Genomic DNA, 18,414 nt, shown 5'->3' with positions numbered 1-18,414 from the left:
TAGACATTTATTTAAGTTTTTTATATTCGAATAATTTTGATGGATAGCGAGAAAATAATTTCAATAAATTTGTCTCAATATTATTTTCCTTGCAGGCGCGCAAAATTTCAAGTGTTGTAATAGCACGATTTATTAAATTTTTATTACTAATACCACCGCTTTGCATTCGCACAAGAACTTTTGGCACGTAAAAATACCTGAAATAATTATTTTTAAAAATTCTTGCCATGAATTCAAAATCACCTGCAATCCGGTAGTTGCTTTTATAAGGGCCATAAATGATGAATATTTCTCTTTTGACAAATAAACTTGGATGCGCTGGAACCCTGCCATAAGAGAGGCTCTCTCGATTAAAGTTTTTAGAGCGGTAGAGACGAGAGATTGAATCAATTTTTTTTCTATTGAAATACTCAACATCTCCAAATATTGCATCAACTTGTTCAGTTTCAAAAATATGATGGATCTCACTTAAAATATTTTCATTTTTATAGTAGTCATCACAATTTAATATTCCAATAACGTCTCCGGTTGCCAGTCGAATACCCTTGTTCATTGCGTCATAAAGACCTTGGTCAGGCTCCGAAACTAATATGGCAATTTGATCTTGATGATTTTGAAGAATTGCTAATGTCCCGTCAGTAGACAGGCCATCAATTACGATGTGCTCAATTTCAAAATGAGGTTTTTTTTGGATGAAAACCGATCGCAGGTTACGCTCAATCGTTTGTGCACCATTTAAAACAACCGTAATGATACTAATTTTCATGAGTAGTTTTTCATTGCAGTTTTTACAAAACCCTAGCTAGAATCATAGTATCAGCTGATCGATTGCAGCGATAGCTCTAGATACAGAAACCTTTTCGATACAGGGAACCAATTCGCGTGTTGATGAGGTATATTGACACTGCCAATTACACCCATAACACGGCAAATCAAAATTAACTACGCGAATCTTCGGTAACATTGGAGAATTGGGATACGGTAAGAATCGGCCATAGTGCCCACCACCAACAATCGCCACTGTTGGGACACGAAGAGCAGCGGCAATGTGGGTGATTCCACTCTCGTTAGCGCAAACTAGGTCTGCCCGCGCAATCACGCTGATTAATTCCTCAATACTCGTCCGACCAGTCAAGTCGACTAAGGGCTGTATAAGCAATTGATTGATCTTAAGGGCTAGGGATTGATCGGCACCATTACCGCAAATAACACCACACAAATTACTTTTTTGTTGAAGGTATTTGATCACATCGACAAAGTTTTCAACGGGCCAGCGTCGATTAGCAGAACTTGACCCCGGGCAAATCACAAAATAGCGTTTTCCTTCTAGGCCCAATCTTTTGGGAATCAGATCGACCGACAATGCGGCTAACTGTGGATCGGCTTGTACATCCAAAAACCGCATAAAGCTCGCAGCTCGAACTAACTCTTCAGCCTCATCAGTATTTGGAATAAGCTGTGTGTAGTAAAAATTAGATAACCATCGCAAAACGGTTGGCGCTCGATTGGGATCTCCAATAAAACCGATTGCTATAGGGGCGGAAGCAAAACGAATGAGGGCATCAGATCGATAAAAATCTCTTGAATACATTGGATTGAGAGCTACCCCAATATCTAAAGAGCGAAGCTGTTTTACTAACTGAAATCGATAAACCAAAGAATGGATAAATCGCGTTGCATCAAGGGCAATGACTTCATCAAAAATTTGGGTCCTTGAGGCTAATGAGGCCCAGACCTCATTAGCTACTAAGGTTAATTTAAAGGTTTTAGACGGATAGCGCATTCGCAGGCTATCCAATTGCCCCGCCCATACGACATAATCACCAATCCGATCGGTGCGCACGATCAAGACAGAGTGTTGATTGCTTACTCTTTTGGGCAATAGTAATAAAAAGATTGAGTCTATGAAAAACAGGATAAGCCCTACGGATATGCGACCACAAACTCTCATTGCTCTTAAAAGAATTTTTTTCATCGCGCAGTGGCCTTTTGTGGCAATAGGTCCAGATCGTTTCTCATCAAAAAGGTTTGATAATTGGCTAGACTACAAGATATTTTTAAAAAATAATTACCATGTTTCATACATCTCATTAATTCACTTCATTTCAACTACACATATGATCTAAGTGACCTTGAAACCAGCGCTCGATCGTGAAGGAATGTGCATATTGCCGATTGGCCAACAAACGACTTCGAACATCATCTTGAGATTCGAGGGTTTTTTCAATCGCACTCGCAATCGATTCGCAATCCTCTGGATTTACCAATTGAGCCCGACCCTGCGCCAATTCCCGCATTGAACTCGAGTCCGATGTAATCACCGGCGCTCGCAAGGCCATGGCTTCGATGATGGGCAAACCAAAGCCTTCGGCAATACTGCAATACATCATACAAGCAGAGGCACTGATTAATACCCTTAGGTCGGACATGGGTACATAACCTAAAAAAATTATTCGCTCCCTTAAAAAGGGTTTGGCAAGCAGCTGAATAATCTCTTGCGAGAGATTATTTTCCAATCCAGTTAAAACGTATTTCAAGGGTGTCTTCTTTTTTTGAATGTAAATACTAAACGCTTCAATTTGGTTTTTTAAATTTTTTCGCGGATCAAGAAATCCCGATGAGATAAGGTATTCCCCTTTTATCAATTGATATTTTTCTAAAACTGCGTTTTGAGTCTGGGATGAAACATCTGTGAAGTAGTCTCTACTGATTCCTGGATAAATTACTCGTATCTTGTTAGGGTCCAGGTTGGCATAAGTCGACAGTCGATCTTTTACGTCATAGGAAATGCAATTTATAAATTCTGCATCCCGTTGCGCAAATTCAATGGCTTTCTCGGTTTTTTTTATAAGGCGAGGGCTAAACCACTGCGGATACTCAAGAGGCAAAAGATCCGGGATGGTTATCGAAGCACGCGCCAAAGGCGGATTAAAAATTCCCCAGTTCCAAACGTGATTAATGCAATTTTGTAATTTTGGGATAGGGACTAAACCTGCTCCTATAACCAATTGCATTGGTCTATGGAGTCGATTCGAAAATAATTTTGGTGTTAATGAGTAATAATTCCGGGGAATTAATTTTGCAACTTGATGATTAAAAATTCCAGATCGATCATAAAAGGTAATATCAAACAACTCTGAATATCTGGTATTGGCTGCAAAGGCGTCGACGAAGGCCCAGTATAGATTCTGAACACCTGTTCGATATTTCCATGAAAGCCCGCTAATATCAAAGGCGATTTTTGTCTTCATCCACTCTTTCTGCTATTCCTAGTAGCCAATACGTTGGTGGGGTAATAAAAGCATGCGCCCAATCCAAATAAGTTGCTGAATCATTTGCAACCCTAAAATTCCTAATGAGGTATTTAAGTAAATTTAATCGTGTTTCGGCAATCGATTCGATGGTTACTCGATAACCAGATTGCCCCAATAGCGTGCGGAGTGATTTTTCATCCCACCAACTCAGATGATTGGGTGGACAATCATGTTCTGCAAACCGCTTATCGTACCTTCGGCGAGTATCCCATGCCGGAACAACAACAGCCAATAATTGGGGTGATTTTTGCTCAAATATCGCTCCGATTAATTTTCCTGGCTCAGTCAAGTGTTCTACGACTTCCAATAAGCTAATGACATCGGCTCGATCCTGCGAGGCTAAGAAATCTTCAATGCCACCCTGTCGAACCTGCATACCATAGCCCTTCAGTTTTTGCACCAAAACTTCTGCAAACTCATAACCACGGCTATCGCTAAATTCATTTTTGGCAGCTCGTAAAAATCGACCTGTTCCACATCCTAAATCGATCAGACTAGAGCATGCCGTATTCAAGCAAATGCGGGTGAGCAATCGTGACTCAAATGGCAGCAATAAACGAGATAGCTTGACTGGCGAACAGCGATGAAACCGATCGATACTTTTTAAATGCTCTGCATAAAGGGAATCTTGCTCGGTGTAGGTCGATGCATAATTGATAGGACTTTCTTGATTCGAAAACATAAGCCCGCATCCATTACAAAGTTGGTAATCAGACTTATTGATCAAATTGTAGCTATCGCAACTAATGCAATGGTTTCTTAAAGACATAATCTTTTACTATTGAAAGCAACTTGAACAAAAAAGGTCTGGTGGCAAATTTTTCAATCCATTGCTGATAGTGATAGTTTGGAACCATCAACTCAGGAGCAACCAATGGAAAAGTCAGGCGCTCTTCTCCCATTTTACTTCGTTGTATATTTTGAGAATGTATAGTTTTGGTATGGGTTGCATCAGCACCAAAACCAATATTTTCAATTAAATTGAATCGTGGCACCACAGAGAGTTGTGATGCGCTCCAGAGCATAAAGCTAACCTGATAATCCCATGTATCAATCTCATGGCCAACCACCCGATCAAAGTGGGTTTCATTAGTTTTTCGAAGCTTTGGATTACAAGTTAATGCAGAAACGTCTTGCCGATAAATCTCCCACAACCTGAGATCTGCATCGTAATACTTCCAAACCCTTCGCCAGCTCGCCCAGCCCCAGATGGATGGATAGCGCGTAAACAAATAATCCTCTTTACCCCTAACCAACTGTTGCTTGCGCAAATCCCCAAAAGCGGTTCCTGAAATTAGTCCAATGCGTTGATCGTCTCGATACCTTTCCAACAATTCATCGCAATATGAAAAAAAATCAGGATGTGGTAGGCAATCATCTTCCAAAATAATTCCCTCGGTTTCAGCTGCAAAAAACCAATCGAGAGCCTGCGAGACCGCTAATTTGCAGCCTAAATTTTTTTCATGCACGAGAGAATATACTTTACATGGCCAATCAACCTTGGAAACAATTTTTTGCACAGCCTTGCACTGATCGATTTCACCGGGCTTGCCGATGCGCGGCCCATCCAGAGAAAGATACAATCGCGACGGGCGAGCATTCCGAATTGCATCAAATACCCGTTGCGTCTGCATGGGGCGATTAAATGCCAAAAAAAGAATTGGACTACGCATGTCTGCTTATTTTTTCGAAGTAAGGCCCATTTGCATCATAAATAATTCCCTAGCAAAGATACCATTTACGAAAAAACAGGAAACAGTTTGTGCAAGGACTGCGGTTACTGCTGCTCCCTTTATACCCCAGATTGGCAAAAGAACGAGATTGCCTACAACCGATATGACAGCACCAGAGAAGGTTTGAATAATTGCCAAGTCCGATCGGCGCTGATTTAAAAGCCAAAGGCCTTGCGCCACCCCCATGAATACGGGGATAGAAGTTAGTACATAAATATTCAAAACCGGGATGGCACTGAGGTAGGTATCCCCATATAGATACTCCACCAAATAAGAAGAAAGACACCAAGTCAGCACAATGGTCACACAAGACAATAACCAAAATAGCCTAAAGACTAAAACAAGGGCTCGATTAAATAGCTTGGTTTCCTCCACTTTCTTTTGCGCAATAAAAGGTGCAATACTTGTGCAAATAATTACGGGGATCATATTCCAAATATTAGAAATCGGAATAATCGACGCATAAATTCCCAGCTCACTCTCTCCCAGCATATTTTTAATCATGAGTTGATCAACTCGCATGTAAATCACAATCGATAGGCCAGAAACTAGATAGGGCCAAGATTCTTTGAGTAGATTTTTCGCCACTTGATAATTCTGATTCCACTGACCATCACAGGGAAAGCGTTTGTAGGAGAAATATAAGGCTAGCGCAGTGAAGGCGGCCTCTAATGCAATCACACCAGCAAATGCCGCCATGGGTGCATGATTCAAAATAAGAATAATACGCAGGCTATTTGAAATAAGGTAAGAAAATGCTTTCGCAACTACCGTTCTTTTGCTTTGACTAGTTCCCTGAAACCAGAGATCAACCACATCGGCAGCCTGAAAAATTAGGCTCATACCCACTAGTCCTAAGATGGTTAATCCCTCACTATTAACCCCATGGCTCATGCAAAAAATTAGCATGGAAAGGACCCAGCACGTCAAGCCCACAATGAAGCGCAATCGAAAAATGGTGCCTAATATAAGATTTGCCTCGTAAGGGCGGCTAGAAACATCCCTAACAGCGATGCCATCTAAGCCAAGATTAGTAACTGATTGAAAAATAGCAATAAAGGCAATGTAATACGTTAGTTCGCCGAATTCAGAGGGTCCAAGGTATCGCGCAACCCATGCACCGACCAACAATCCGATGAGAGCACGCAGCACCTTATCCAAAAATAGCCAACCGCTATTTTTGAGCGCTGCTAAAACCCTTACTCTTCCGTTTAGTTTGTTACGAAGTAAAGAAGGCAAAAACCTCAACCAAAAAGGATTGGGCTGATTGTTCACTTGGTTACTCTATCCCGACCAGGAAATGAATCATCACTAATTCCAAAGGGGATCCGCAATGCCGCTAAGAGTGCCATTGCAAAGAAAAGCACTTCAATGGCATGTCCTCGACTTAACTCACCAATGGCATATAGCAGCATTAACATGAGCGATAAACTTACAATGAATACACCAAACCGTTGGCTAGGTGCGATGATCGTAAGAACCAGGATGCATACCAATGCTCCAAATAGAAATATAAATCCAGGCACCCCAAATGCAAGTGCTAATTCAATCCAGGCGCTGTGAGTTGACCCAGGGGTGGCGCCTGGAAATTTTTCTTGCAATAATCGATTAAATGGCTGGTTTAGTACGCCAATGCCAAATGGATTGGCTGGGATTAAGTGGATTCCGGCAATTCCCCATGCTACGCGCTCGTACGTATTACCAGCGACCGCCTTACCCGACTCAGCTATCGGATATCCGTAGCGCCCTGGGTTTTGCCAGTTCGGATATTTTTCAATTTGGGCAGCAATTTTTACATCCTCAATCATCGTTGACCAGCCAGTGTTAAATCGAGTCTGCTGATACGTGAGCGCAGCCAAGATCGTCACAGCGAGTGTCGTCAAGAGGATAGCACCCTTAAACTTCTGAACCAGTTGTTGCCGATTCGTTTGACCTAAAAACCAAAAAAATCCATACAATGCCCATCCAACAACACATAAAACTGCGATACCAACACCATTACGAGTATCGAATATAAAAACATACGCATAAATGGTAAGCACCATGCCAATTAAAGGCAAAAAGGTATTGCTAAAGCGAATAGCAAAACCTGAAACGCGAAGATGATCAATCCAAGCGGCGCCTAAGCCACAAAATAATAGGCTTCCCATTAAAACCCCATTAATCTTGCCAATATAGATGTAATAGCCACCGTACCAATCAACAACAAATATATTTTTTTCTAGAATGGCTCGAGATAAATACTGATAAAAGAGATAGGTAAAACTCAAGCCAATACCTAGCCAAAGTAAATTTATGGAATTGACCTTCTTGTGTAATGCAAATCCTGTAGCCATCCCCAGAACCATGGCCAAAAATGCTCTAAACCAAGTACTCTTTAGCTCTTGCAATTGGACTTCTGGAAAGGGACTCAGAATAAAGTAATGAGCAATGACCCAAACAAACAGGAGTCCCATCAAAAGAAAAGGAAGCCAGTTATATAAACGGATGTTGTCTAATAACCCCCGCTGGTAAAGACGCCACAAATAGATCAAACTGAAAATGGTGCCAACTACTAATAGGATATTTCGTAATGCAATCGTATCTTTAATGGCCCAAATACCTAAAAGGGTTGAACTCAGCAGGATTAAAGCGGACTCAAACCAACTTTGCCTAGACTTTAATTGACCAAAAAGCACCATCGTTGCTTTTAGCTCAAACGCTCAAGAAACTCTCGATAGGCAATCGCTAAGCCCTGCTCCAACCCAACTTTAGGGCTCCACCCTAGACGGTTTAATCGTTTAGAGTCCATGAGTTTGCGTGGCGATCCATCCGGTTTTGTCGGATCGAAAGTGATTTGACCTTGATAGCCAGTCGCTTTGGCAATCGCATCGGCTAATTGTGCAATGGTGATATCGCTACCAAAACCCACATTGATATGGCTTTGCATGGGCTCAGTTTGTGCCTCATAGGCTACTGGATCAAGCTGCATGACAAACACGCTGGCAGCAGCCATATCATCGACATATAAAAATTCACGCTTAGGAGCACCAGTTCCCCAAATCGTGACCTCAGGTGAGCGATTGATCTTTGCCTCATGAAAACGCCGAATGAGTGCCGGAATCACGTGACTATTTTCAGGATGGTAATTGTCCCCAGGACCATACAAATTGGTGGGCATCACCGAGCGATAGTCCACCCCATGGCTTTTGCCATACTGACGGTTGTAGCTCTCGCACATTTTGATCCCCGCAATTTTGGCAATCGCATAAGGTTCATTGGTAGGCTCGAGCTTCCCAGTCAAGAGTGCATCCTCCGCCATGGGTTGCGGGGCTAACTTGGGATAAATGCAGCTTGACCCTAAAAACAAGAGTTTTTTAACGCCGCTCATAAACGCCTGATGAATTACGTTGTTTTGCACCATCAGGTTCTCATAAATAAATTGCGCAGGATAGGTGTTATTGGCATAAATCCCGCCTACCTTGGCTGCGGCTAAATACACCTGATCGGGTTTTTCGGTCTCAAAAAAATCACGAACCGCCGCTTGATTGGTAAGATCCAATTCTTGGTGCGTGCGATAAATCAGATTGGTATACCCTTGGCGCTCTAACTCCCGCACAATGGCTGATCCCACCATCCCCCGGTGGCCCGCGATGTAGATTTTTTGCTGAAGATCGTTTGCCAAGAAGAGTCCTAAATTCGTTACGAGAGCGTTAAGTGAGTTTTTCTGATCGGTTACTTTCGCTTACTTCTCTATTACTACTCGCTTACTTTTCAATTACTTTTCCTTGCCCACTGCCACCGCATAGCCATGCTTTTTCAATAGCGCATGCTGCTTGGCTTTTTCGAGGTCATGGGTAACCATTTCTTGAATCATTTGATCCAAAGTAATTTCAGGGACCCAACCGAGCTTCTCTTTGGCCTTGGTGGGATCGCCCAGAAGAGTCTCGACTTCGGTGGGACGGTAGTAATGGGGATCGATTTGCACAATCACATCACCCACTTTCAGTGCAGGTGCCTTATCCCCCTCAATCTTTGCTACGATCGCCTTCTCGGCCTCCGCTTTGCCTTCAAATCTGAGTGTGATTCCTAACTCGTTGGCGCTCTTTTGAATGAACTCACGCACCGTATATTGCACGCCAGTCGCAATCACAAAATCATCGGGCCTCTCTTGTTGGAGCATCAACCACTGCATACGTACGTAGTCTTTGGCATGACCCCAATCGCGCAGCGCATCGATATTGCCCATGTAGAGGCATTTCTCTAAGCCTTGGGCGATATTGGCAAGGCCCCGGGTGACTTTGCGCGTGACAAAGGTTTCGCCGCGGCGTTTGGATTCATGGTTAAAGAGAATGCCATTACACGCATACATGCCGTAGGCTTCCCGGTAGTTCACGGTAATCCAGTAGGCATAGAGTTTAGCGACCGCATAAGGACTTCTTGGATAAAAGGGGGTCGTTTCCTTTTGCGGGATCTCTTGCACTAGGCCATAGAGCTCAGAGGTCGATGCTTGGTAAAAGCGGGTTTTCTTCTCTAAGCCCAAAATACGAATCGCTTCGAGCATGCGTAGCGCCCCAATCGCATCCACATCCGCCGTGTATTCGGGGGACTCAAAGGAGACCGCCACATGGCTTTGCGCACCCAGGTTATAAATTTCATCGGGCTGGGTTTGTTGGATGATCCGCACCAAATTACTAGTGTCCGTGAGATCCCCATAGTGGAGAATCAGATGAGGGTGATTGACATGCGGATCTTCGTAGAGGTGGTCAATACGCTCGGTATTAAAGAGTGAAGCGCGGCGTTTAATGCCATGCACCACATAGCCCTTCTCTAATAAAAATTCTGCAAGGTAAGAGCCGTCTTGACCAGTGATTCCGGTAATTAAAGCAACTTTGGCTTGATTCGTACTCATGGCTTCCCTCTTAACTTCATTATTCGTGTTTGAGCTTATTGTCGCCCATAGGTGTCTTCAAAGCGCACAATATCATCCTCACCCAAGTAAGAACCGGATTGAACCTCAATAATCTCCAAAGGCTCTGTGCCGGGATTGGCTAAGCGGTGGGTTTGTCCTTGGGGGATGAAAGTGCTTTGATTTTCATGCAAGGTCAAGATCTGATCACCATTGGTAATCTCGGCAATACCCTTAACCACAATCCAATGCTCAGCGCGGTGATGATGCATTTGCAGCGATAAACTCGCTCCGGGTTTAACTTGAATGCGCTTGACTTTAAAGCGCTCGCCCTCATCAACACTGTCATACCAACCCCAGGGGCGATTGACTTTGCGATGCAGGTTTTTCTCCTCACGCCCTGCTTTCTCTAAGCGACTCACAATCGCCTTGACCTCTTGGCTATTGGCGCGATTCGCTACTAAGACCGCATCGGCAGTCTCCACAATCACGAGATCGTTCACGCCCACTGCGCTTACTAAGCGCGTGCTTGAATACACCAGACTATTAGTGGTTTGATCCAAAACGGTATCGCCCCGTGTGACATTACCGGCATTATCTGGAGCGCCGACTTGCCAGACCGCATCCCAAGCACCCAGGTCATTCCAACCTGCATCCAATGGCACCATTTGAATGGGAAATCGACTACCCGGGCATTGCTCAATCACCGCATAATCAATCGACTCACTCGGAATCGCTTCAAACAAGGCCTTGTCCGGACGAATAAATACGGTACCATCGTGCGCGTCGCTGGTTTTACCATCCCATGCTTGAGTGCTTGCTTCCAAGATATCTGGGCGAAATGCCTCGAGGGCTGCAAGCCATACGCTGGCCTTGAGCACAAACATGCCACCATTCCAATAGTAGCCACCCTCCTTTAAATACTGGGTCGCGGTTGCCATATCGGGCTTTTCAACAAAACGCTCAACGGTCATACCAATATCAACTACTGCTTGAGCATTGACCTTGGCCTTGATGTACCCGTAGCCAGTCTCTGGACCAGTTGGTGTGACGCCCAAGATGGCGATTGCCCCGGATTGCGCGATCTGCAATGCGGAGTGCATCGCCAGCTCAAAAGCAGGTTGATTGGCAATCGTTTGGTCGGCTGGGGTAATGAGCAAAATGGGATCATCGCCTTGCGCCTGTGCACACAATGCTGCCAGCGTAAGCGCCGGGGCAGTGTTACGTGCTACCGGCTCGAGTAGCAACGTTGCCTTTACATCCTTTAACTCACGCAATTGATCGAGTACTAAAAACCGATGCTCTTCATTGGTGACTATTAAGGCTGGCTCTGGTTTGGCATACGACCCAATGGCTTTTTGAGCACGGCTTAGGGCTTGCTGAAAAAGGCTATGCTGGTCTTCATTACTTGAAAGAACAAGAAATTGCTTGGGAAATCCCGAGCGTGATAAGGGCCACAAACGCGTGCCCGAGCCGCCACAAAGAATGACAGGGATCACTTTAGAGCTTAGATTAGGATTGGACACAATTCGTATCATTTTTCAGAATAATCCTATTGTAAAGGGGGAAAGGGGGAAGCAAAGGCTCCCATAAGGCATCTAAGCTGCCATCCTCTGCCCCTGACTCCGAACTCTGCATGGATCCTCATGAAAACCCAGTACTGCTCGCGCTTTGGAAAAGTTCGTATCATTAGCATATGAGCAAAAAAGCCCTCATTATTGGCATCACCGGCCAAGACGGCGCCTACCTAGCGCAATACCTCTTAGGCAAAGGCTATACCGTGACCGGTTCATCGCGCGATGTGATGGCCTCCTCTTTTCATAATTTGAATATTTTGGGGATTCGCGAACAAGTCAAACTTCTTTCGGTCTCCATTAATGATTTTCGTAGCGTTTTTAATGCCATTCAAAGCTGCGATCCCGATGAGATCTACAACCTGGCTGGACAAACCTCGGTGGGGCTCTCGTTTGAACAGCCGGTCGAAGCGATCGAGAGCATCGCGATTGGCACGCTCAACATCCTAGAAGTCATTCGAGTATTAGGAAAGTCTGTGCGTTTTTACAATGCGGGCTCCAGCGAGTGTTTTGGTGATACTGGCACGACCCCCGCCAATGAAGCCACACCCTTTGCACCCCGTAGCCCCTATGCTGTTGCGAAATCAACCGCCAAGTGGCTGATTAACAGTTACCGCGAGTCTTATGCCTTATATGCTTGCACGGGGATTCTGTTTAACCACGAATCACCCTTGCGTCCAGAGCGCTTTGTCACCCAAAAAATCATTGTGGGGGCTAGCAAAATTAAAGCGGGGCTACTTCAAAAGATCCAACTGGGTAATTTAGAGATCTGCCGGGATTGGGGCTGGGCCCCAGAGTATATAGAAGCCATGTGGCTCATGATGCAGCAAGATAAGCCTGATGATTTTGTAATCGCTACGGGCCGCATGGAATCACTCACCTACTTTGTCGCTAAGGCCTTTGAGTATTTTGATTTGGATTGGCAACAGCACGTGGAAATCAATCCTGCGTTTTTCCGACCCAATGAAATTCAATACAGTGTGGGTAACCCCGAGCGCGCCATTGAACAACTGAAGTGGAAAAAGCCCACCGATATTGATGGGGTGATTGAGCGCATGTGCGCTGCTCAAGCGCAAAAGCTCGCTTAGTACGCTTGGTACGCTTGGTAGACAGTAGCCTCTCGTTACTCCGATGGATCAGATCGTTGATTGCGTGATTAATCGCTGACAAGCCGCAAGCACCTCAGCCACTTCAGGCGGATGCCCCACATCGCCGTGATTGGAAATACGCTCTGACCAATAGCCTTCGGTTTTCCACCTCGGGGAGTCGCAATAAATCTCGACCGTGGGTTTACCCAAAATAGCGGCCACATGGGTTAAACCGGTATCCACACCCACAATGAGTGTGGCGTGGGCAATGAGCGAATATGCCTCCTCAATCGAGATGGCTCTTGGAACGATTGCCCCGGGGATGTGACTTGCGATGAATTCACTCACCTGCCTTTCGCTCGTGTTCCCCCAAGGCAGTACTAATCGGTAGCCCTCTTTAGCCAATGATTTTCCTAAATCAATCCAGGACTCATTGGCCCAGCGCTTGGCGGCGCGCGCCGTGGAATGAAAACACAGCACATACTTCGCGATGGGGTCATTAGCCGCGCTCGAAAGACTCTCGAGGGATAGGGTTGGAAGATGCTTTACAAAGTCATGGGGATAAAACTGCGGTGGTTCGGCCTCGCGTTTAATGAGTGGCCAGTCCATCGCCGAACACATCACCCAACGTGCGCGATCAACCGCGTGGCACTGTTTAGGCACCTGCACTGCTTGGGTATAAAAAAAGCGTGCCAACGGCTCATAGCCTGAGTACTCGGTGGCATTCCCCAGGCCTGCAACCACCGCATGAGCTGATTTTTTTGCAAGTGCGCACACCAGCGCCGATTTGATTAAGCCTTGCGTTTCAAGAATCACATCGTAGGTCCTGGCTTGCAGTAATTGGCGCATCGCTAAAAACTCATGCCAAGTACTCCGGCTCCAAAGGCTTTTGCGCCAGCGCCGAAACGCAAGCGGAATAATTCGATCAATACCTCTAAATGTGCTCGTGGTTTCTAGGGGTTTGAGTAATGGGACATAGGCCTCTTCCACAATCCAATCGATTTGCGCATGGGGTAAGCGCTTGCGCAAATCCCAAACAATGGGCAAGGTATGGAGCACATCGCCTAAGGACGAGAGCTTGACGATCAAGATTTTGGGGCCATCCCCCTCTTGAGTGATCGATCCTACCCCATCAATCTCATGGATGGATGCGCGCTGTGACCGTTGCGTCTGCGATGAACTAGCCATGGCTCGATTATCGTATGGTTTAGTGATGGGCCTTGCTCATTTCCTTTGACACTCAGAGCGACTCGATGGATACCACTAAAACTTGGGGGCCTGCTCCCAGGATAGACCTGCCGCATCTTTAGTATTGAGCGAAACTTCTACGCCCGCTGGAATGGGCCATTGGATCGCGATGGTGGGGTCGCACCATGACAAACACACTTCACTTTTTGGATCGTAGTAATCGGTGGTTTTGTATAAAAACTCTGTGGTATCGGATAACACTAAAAAACCATGCGCAAAGCCCGGTGGAATCCACAGTTGGCGATGGTTTTGGGCACTTAATATTTCACCCACCCAGTGACCATAGGTCGCCGAGTTTTTGCGTAAGTCCACAGCCACGTCAAAGACCGAACCTGCCACCACTCGCACCAGTTTGCCTTGCGTGTGTTCGAGTTGGTAATGCATCCCTCGCAGTGTCCACTGCCGTGAGAAAGAATGGTTATCTTGCACAAACTCGACCTGAAGTCCAGTCGCGTTTGCAAAATCCTTGGCATTATAGGATTCAGTAAACCAACCGCGCTGATCCCCAAAGACCTTAGGCTCGACTATCAAGACCTCCGGGATCGCGGTGGGCTTGACGCGCAATTTCGGATTGGTATCGATGGTCATGACTTTGCTTTGGCAGACAAACCAATCGGTTGTGCACTGGTATTTAACTCATGAAGTATTTTGGATAGATACTGACCATAACTGCTTTTACTGAGTTGATTGGCTACCTTCTCCACAGCCTCTTGGCTAATCCAACCCTGTCGGTAAGCGATCTCTTCGGGGCAAGCGACCATCAAGCCTTGACGTTTTTGCAAAGTAGCAATAAAGCCCGCAGCATCCAAAAGCGAATCGTGCGTACCCGTATCGAGCCAAGCATAGCCGCGCCCCATGATTTCAACACTCAAGGCATTGTTATTGAGATAAGCACGGTTCACATCCGTAATCTCCAGCTCACCCCTGGCACTGGGTTTAATCGAAGCAGCAATATCGCATACCTGATGATCGTAAAAATAAAGGCCAGTTACCGCGTAACTACTGCGGGGCTTTACAGGTTTCTCTTCAATCGAGAGTGCCTTGTAATCTTTGTCAAACTCCACCACACCATAACGCTCGGGGTCATTGACGTGATAGGCAAATACCGTTGCCCCATCGGTTTGGGCACTCGCCCGTTGGAGCTGGTCCACGAGCTCATGTCCATAAAAAATATTGTCACCCAGCACCAAGGCACTCGGCTGATGACCGACAAAGGATTTACCCAAAATAAAGGCCTGGGCTAAACCATCGGGTGAAGGTTGGACGCAGTAAGTGATGTTCAACCCCCACTGTGAACCATCGCCTAATAGCTCTGTAAAGCGCGGCGTGTCGTGCGGAGTGGAAATCAACAAAATATCGTGAATACCAGCGAGCATCAGGGTTGATAGCGGGTAATAGACCATCGGCTTGTCATAGACGGGCATGAGTTGCTTCGAGACCGCTTGCGTGACGGGATACAAACGCGTGCCCGAGCCACCAGCCAAGATAATGCCCTTGCGATTTTTTGAATTCATCGAATTTACTGTCATCGGGAAATGCCTCTAGGAAGTCCTTAGCTGCGTTTGTGAAGCACTAAATCTTGAACATAGTCAGCGACTGGCTCTTGCCATGATTGTTGCCATTGTTGCCATTTTGTCACATCACTGCCTTTAGAGATCTGGTTCATGAGAGCATCTAAAGCAGATCGCGCCAGACGTGAGTTCATCGGTCGCGGTGCTGGTAAGGGGTACTCTGAAGCAGGGATGGCAATGATCCGATCAGGACGCAGTTTTAGATCCGCACCGGCATCTAAGGCAACCTGCACTGAAAAACAGGCCAATTCGTACCAGGTGGTTTCTCCTTGGGGGATGGCGTGGTAAAGCCCCGAGGGAAAGGATCGCAGTTGGTGGTTCTCATCAAGCACCATCGCTAGGCTAATACTCGCTAACCAAGGTGCGCTGGTGGGTACCCCATATTGATTGGCAATGACTTTGAGACTCTCACGCTCTCTAGCGAGCCGCAAAATCGTACGAATAAAGTTACCCCCATCGCCATAGACCCAACTGGTTCGCAAAATCGCAAATTGCGCTTGGGGGTTTGGATGGGCTGCAAATACTTTTTCTATTGCCTCTTCACCGGCCGCCTTGCTTTTACCGTAGACCCCCAAGGGATTGCGCGCATCACTCTCAAAGTAGGCTGTGGTTTTCGTTCCATCAAAGACGTAATCGGTGGAGTAGTGCAATAAGGTTGCGCCCTCTTTCACAGCGTATTGCGCCAGGATGGCTGGGGCATTGGCATTGATTGCATAGGCTAAATCGATTTCTTGTTCAGCCTGATCCACCGCTGTATACGCCGCGGCATTGATGATGAGGTTTGGTTTCGTTTCTCGCAAAAGGTTGGTTATGGCATCGGCGTTGCTTAAGTCACATTGCGCACGCCCCACGTAGTGAATGCGATGCTCGCCGAGCTTCTGATCTGTAAGGACGCTTTGAAAGGCTTTACCTAATTGGCCATCTTTACCAAAAACCAGAATGTTCATCGGATCAAGTGTTGATGAATGTTAGTTGTATTGCTTTTGCAGCCAATCACGATAGGCGCTACTTACCACCCCTTCCACCCAGGATGGATTCTCGAGATACCACTGGACCGTTTTACGAATCCCCGTATCAAAGGTTTCCGCGGGTCGCCAACCAAGCTCGCGCTCAATTTTGCGCGCATCAATCGCGTAGCGCCGATCGTGGCCAGGGCGGTCTTTCACAAAGGTGATTTGCTCGGCATAAGACTGTCCATCGGCTCTCGGTCTTAACTCATCCAAAATCTGGCAAATGGTTTGCACGACACTGAGATTGGTTTTCTCATTCCAACCACCAATGTTGTACGTTTCTCCAAGCGTACCGTGAGCGAGCACCGTACGAATCGCTGAGCAATGATCACTGACATAGAGCCAATCGCGCACTTGCTGACCATCACCATAAATCGGGAGAGCCTTACCATTGATCGCATTGAGAATCACCAAAGGAATCAGTTTTTCGGGGAAATGGAAGGGGCCATAGTTGTTCGAGCAATTGGTGGTCACTACTGGAAACCCATAGGTATGAAACCAGGCTCTTACCAAATGGTCGGACGCCGCTTTGGAGGCCGAATACGGGCTATTAGGCTCATAAGGATGGGTCTCTGTAAACGCTCGCGCGGTAGGCGCAAGTGAGCCATAGACCTCGTCGGTGGAGACATGATGAAAACGCAACGTTCGTTTTGCATCGTCTGGTAAGCCACTCCAGTACTCGCGCGCGCACTCGAGAAGATTAAAGGTACCCACAATATTGGTCTCAATAAAATCGGCTGGCCCATGAATTGAGCGATCCACGTGACTCTCAGCCGCAAAGTTCACAATGGCGCGCGGTTGATGCTCTTTTAAAAGTTGCGCGACCAGAGCGCGATCGCCAATATCCCCATGCACAAAAACATGACGCGAATCGTTTTTTAGCGAATCAAGTGTGGCTAAATTACCGGCATAGGTTAATTTATCGAGATTAATGATGGCTTCCGCACGGGGGTCCTTGAGCCAATCAAGCACAAAGTTGCCACCAATAAAGCCTGCTCCGCCAGTAACCAGAATCATCGCTTATTTCTATTGCTCAAAAGTTGCAAACCTAGGGTGACTTCATAAGGTCTAGGTATTTGTTAAAGCGTTTTTTGCCAAAGAGCATCTGCCCCAAGCGCTGAACTAGTTTAAGCACCCCTTTGGGTGCTTGGGGTAGTGGCGGTTCGACGGCATCGGGGTATTGCGCGCAATTAATGAGTGCGCAATTGATGTAAATCTTATAGCCTTTTTGGCGCAAGTCTTCATGAAAGGGGATGTGGTCCGCCACATCAAAGCCACCTTGGCGATCCGTGCCCGCATAGCGCCCTGCGAGAAACGCCTCACGGCGATAAATCGCCAAACCTCCAAAGGCGGAATCGACTTCAATCAACCCTGCGCGCGGATCCAGAGTCACTTGCCGCGCGGTTACTGCTAAATGTTCAGCCGGTCGATCGCCAATCACTGCTTCAAGCGCGGTTTTTTGCTGCCAACAGTCGGTCGGGCACCAATCGCGATGGCGTAGCGCCCAAATGTCATAGTACGGTCCCAATTGATTGGCGGTGATCACATCCCAGTTCTCAGGCACGCTCCAGCACTGGGCAATTTTTTCCGGGGTGATGAGGTGATTCATGCCATCCATATCCGCCATGGCAATGTAATCAATCTGCGCGTACTCTGGGTTTTGCGCTACCGCATCGATAATCGCATTACGACACAGGGCAATCCGATCAGTTCGTCTGGGATATTGCTTACTGAGCTGCCCCATACTGACGTACGAAAACTGGGGCATGGTCTTGGACAATTGCTCCAATTGCCAAACGGTCGCATCGCTCGAGTCACTCTCAATCACGAGGCACGCGCTCGTTTTAAAGTTCGCCAAACTCGCCATCAGGGTCTTAACTTCGCGCTCAATGGTGGCGGCGACATTGCGCACGGGGCCTGCCAATAAAATGGAAGACTCGGAGATAGGCTGGTGGCGAGCGCCTTGTGAGCGGTATAGTGTCATCAAT

The 18,414-nt window shown here is 46.4% G+C and carries 17 protein-coding genes; 1 reads left to right on the top strand and 16 read right to left on the bottom strand.

The window, feature by feature from the left end:
* Positions 1 to 7 precede the first annotated feature (7 nt).
* From QUE62_RS01570 to QUE62_RS01525, 10 genes are all read right to left on the bottom strand, one after another.
* A complete protein-coding gene (locus tag QUE62_RS01570) occupies positions 8 to 766 on the bottom strand; it encodes a glycosyltransferase family 2 protein (protein ID WP_286261858.1) in 759 nt (252 codons plus the stop codon).
* Positions 767 to 808: 42 nt separating this feature from the next.
* Positions 809 to 1,843, bottom strand: a complete 1,035-nt coding sequence (locus QUE62_RS01565; RefSeq protein WP_286261856.1) for a glycosyltransferase family 9 protein — start codon at positions 1,841 to 1,843, stop codon at positions 809 to 811.
* A gap of 262 nt (positions 1,844 to 2,105) precedes the next feature.
* The gene (locus tag QUE62_RS01560) at positions 2,106 to 3,251 is read right to left on the bottom strand and encodes a glycosyltransferase family 4 protein (RefSeq protein ID WP_286261854.1); all 1,146 of its coding nucleotides are present in this window, start codon (positions 3,249 to 3,251) and stop codon (positions 2,106 to 2,108) included.
* Entirely contained in the window at positions 3,229 to 3,996 is a 768-nt protein-coding gene (locus QUE62_RS01555; protein WP_286261852.1) for a class I SAM-dependent methyltransferase, read from the bottom strand. The genes QUE62_RS01560 and QUE62_RS01555 overlap by 23 nt, the downstream gene beginning before the upstream one ends.
* 61 nt (positions 3,997 to 4,057) lie before the next feature.
* Positions 4,058 to 4,948, bottom strand: a complete 891-nt coding sequence (locus QUE62_RS01550; RefSeq protein WP_286261850.1) for a glycosyltransferase family A protein — start codon at positions 4,946 to 4,948, stop codon at positions 4,058 to 4,060.
* Between the two features lie 45 nt (positions 4,949 to 4,993).
* Positions 4,994 to 6,286, bottom strand: coding sequence for a flippase (locus tag QUE62_RS01545; RefSeq protein ID WP_286261848.1), 1,293 nt, complete (start codon positions 6,284 to 6,286; stop codon positions 4,994 to 4,996).
* A 32-nt stretch (positions 6,287 to 6,318) separates the two neighbouring features.
* Complete coding sequence (locus tag QUE62_RS01540) at positions 6,319 to 7,728, bottom strand: O-antigen ligase family protein (RefSeq protein ID WP_286261845.1); 1,410 nt, start codon at positions 7,726 to 7,728, stop codon at positions 6,319 to 6,321.
* 8 nt (positions 7,729 to 7,736) lie between these two features.
* Positions 7,737 to 8,711 carry a GDP-L-fucose synthase gene (gene fcl, locus QUE62_RS01535; protein ID WP_286261843.1) on the bottom strand — a complete coding sequence of 325 codons (975 nt, stop codon included), beginning with the start codon at positions 8,709 to 8,711 and terminating at the stop codon, positions 7,737 to 7,739.
* Between the two features lie 93 nt (positions 8,712 to 8,804).
* Entirely contained in the window at positions 8,805 to 9,938 is a 1,134-nt protein-coding gene (gmd, locus tag QUE62_RS01530) for a GDP-mannose 4,6-dehydratase (protein WP_286261841.1), read from the bottom strand.
* A 35-nt stretch (positions 9,939 to 9,973) separates the two neighbouring features.
* Positions 9,974 to 11,473, bottom strand: a complete 1,500-nt coding sequence (locus QUE62_RS01525) for a mannose-1-phosphate guanylyltransferase/mannose-6-phosphate isomerase (RefSeq protein ID WP_286261839.1) — start codon at positions 11,471 to 11,473, stop codon at positions 9,974 to 9,976.
* A 158-nt stretch (positions 11,474 to 11,631) separates the two neighbouring features.
* Between QUE62_RS01525 and QUE62_RS01520 the strand changes: the two genes are divergently transcribed.
* Positions 11,632 to 12,597, top strand: coding sequence for a GDP-mannose 4,6-dehydratase (locus QUE62_RS01520; RefSeq protein WP_286261838.1), 966 nt, complete (start codon positions 11,632 to 11,634; stop codon positions 12,595 to 12,597).
* 48 nt (positions 12,598 to 12,645) lie between these two features.
* Here QUE62_RS01520 and waaC read toward each other — a convergent pair whose 3' ends face one another.
* The 6 genes from waaC to QUE62_RS01490 form a co-directional block, all read right to left on the bottom strand.
* Complete coding sequence (gene waaC / locus QUE62_RS01515) at positions 12,646 to 13,785, bottom strand: lipopolysaccharide heptosyltransferase I (RefSeq protein ID WP_286261836.1); 1,140 nt, start codon at positions 13,783 to 13,785, stop codon at positions 12,646 to 12,648.
* 75 nt (positions 13,786 to 13,860) lie between these two features.
* Positions 13,861 to 14,433, bottom strand: coding sequence for a dTDP-4-dehydrorhamnose 3,5-epimerase (gene rfbC, locus QUE62_RS01510; protein ID WP_286261834.1), 573 nt, complete (start codon positions 14,431 to 14,433; stop codon positions 13,861 to 13,863).
* Entirely contained in the window at positions 14,430 to 15,359 is a 930-nt protein-coding gene (rfbA, locus tag QUE62_RS01505) for a glucose-1-phosphate thymidylyltransferase RfbA (protein WP_286261833.1), read from the bottom strand. Before rfbA ends, rfbC begins: the two co-directional genes overlap by 4 nt.
* Positions 15,360 to 15,397: 38 nt before the next feature.
* Entirely contained in the window at positions 15,398 to 16,363 is a 966-nt protein-coding gene (rfbD, locus tag QUE62_RS01500; RefSeq protein WP_286261832.1) for a dTDP-4-dehydrorhamnose reductase, read from the bottom strand.
* 21 nt (positions 16,364 to 16,384) lie between these two features.
* Positions 16,385 to 17,443, bottom strand: coding sequence for a dTDP-glucose 4,6-dehydratase (rfbB, locus tag QUE62_RS01495; RefSeq protein WP_286261830.1), 1,059 nt, complete (start codon positions 17,441 to 17,443; stop codon positions 16,385 to 16,387).
* A gap of 31 nt (positions 17,444 to 17,474) precedes the next feature.
* Positions 17,475 to 18,413 (bottom strand): glycosyltransferase family protein, encoded by a 939-nt coding sequence (locus tag QUE62_RS01490; protein WP_286261828.1) that lies wholly within the window; start codon positions 18,411 to 18,413, stop codon positions 17,475 to 17,477.
* Position 18,414 lies beyond the last annotated feature (1 nt).

This window comes from Polynucleobacter sp. HIN9 (genome assembly GCF_030297635.1).
In the GTDB taxonomy this organism is placed as follows: domain Bacteria; phylum Pseudomonadota; class Gammaproteobacteria; order Burkholderiales; family Burkholderiaceae; genus Polynucleobacter.
Note: the sequence above shows the minus strand (reverse complement) of the source record. Positions and strands in the feature narration are given on the sequence as shown.

Bases quoted from the DNA above. Each gene is read 5' to 3' on its own strand.
- rfbB (WP_286261830.1), bottom strand. From the start codon at position 17,443: ATGATTCTGGTTACTGGCGGAGCAGGCTTTATTGGTGGCAACTTTGTG.
- gmd (WP_286261841.1), bottom strand. From the start codon at position 9,938: ATGAGTACGAATCAAGCCAAAGTTGCTTTAATTACCGGAATCACTGGT.
- QUE62_RS01520 (WP_286261838.1), top strand. From the start codon at position 11,632: ATGAGCAAAAAAGCCCTCATTATTGGCATCACCGGCCAAGACGGCGCC.
- QUE62_RS01540 (WP_286261845.1), bottom strand. From the start codon at position 7,728: ATGGTGCTTTTTGGTCAATTAAAGTCTAGGCAAAGTTGGTTTGAGTCC.
- rfbC (WP_286261834.1), bottom strand. From the start codon at position 14,433: ATGACCATCGATACCAATCCGAAATTGCGCGTCAAGCCCACCGCGATC.
- QUE62_RS01525 (WP_286261839.1), bottom strand. From the start codon at position 11,473: ATGATACGAATTGTGTCCAATCCTAATCTAAGCTCTAAAGTGATCCCT.
- rfbA (WP_286261833.1), bottom strand. From the start codon at position 15,359: ATGAATTCAAAAAATCGCAAGGGCATTATCTTGGCTGGTGGCTCGGGC.
- QUE62_RS01555 (WP_286261852.1), bottom strand. From the start codon at position 3,996: ATGTTTTCGAATCAAGAAAGTCCTATCAATTATGCATCGACCTACACC.
- QUE62_RS01550 (WP_286261850.1), bottom strand. From the start codon at position 4,948: ATGCAGACGCAACGGGTATTTGATGCAATTCGGAATGCTCGCCCGTCG.
- QUE62_RS01560 (WP_286261854.1), bottom strand. From the start codon at position 3,251: ATGAAGACAAAAATCGCCTTTGATATTAGCGGGCTTTCATGGAAATAT.
- QUE62_RS01570 (WP_286261858.1), bottom strand. From the start codon at position 766: ATGAAAATTAGTATCATTACGGTTGTTTTAAATGGTGCACAAACGATT.
- rfbD (WP_286261832.1), bottom strand. From the start codon at position 16,363: ATGAACATTCTGGTTTTTGGTAAAGATGGCCAATTAGGTAAAGCCTTT.
- waaC (WP_286261836.1), bottom strand. From the start codon at position 13,785: ATGGCTAGTTCATCGCAGACGCAACGGTCACAGCGCGCATCCATCCAT.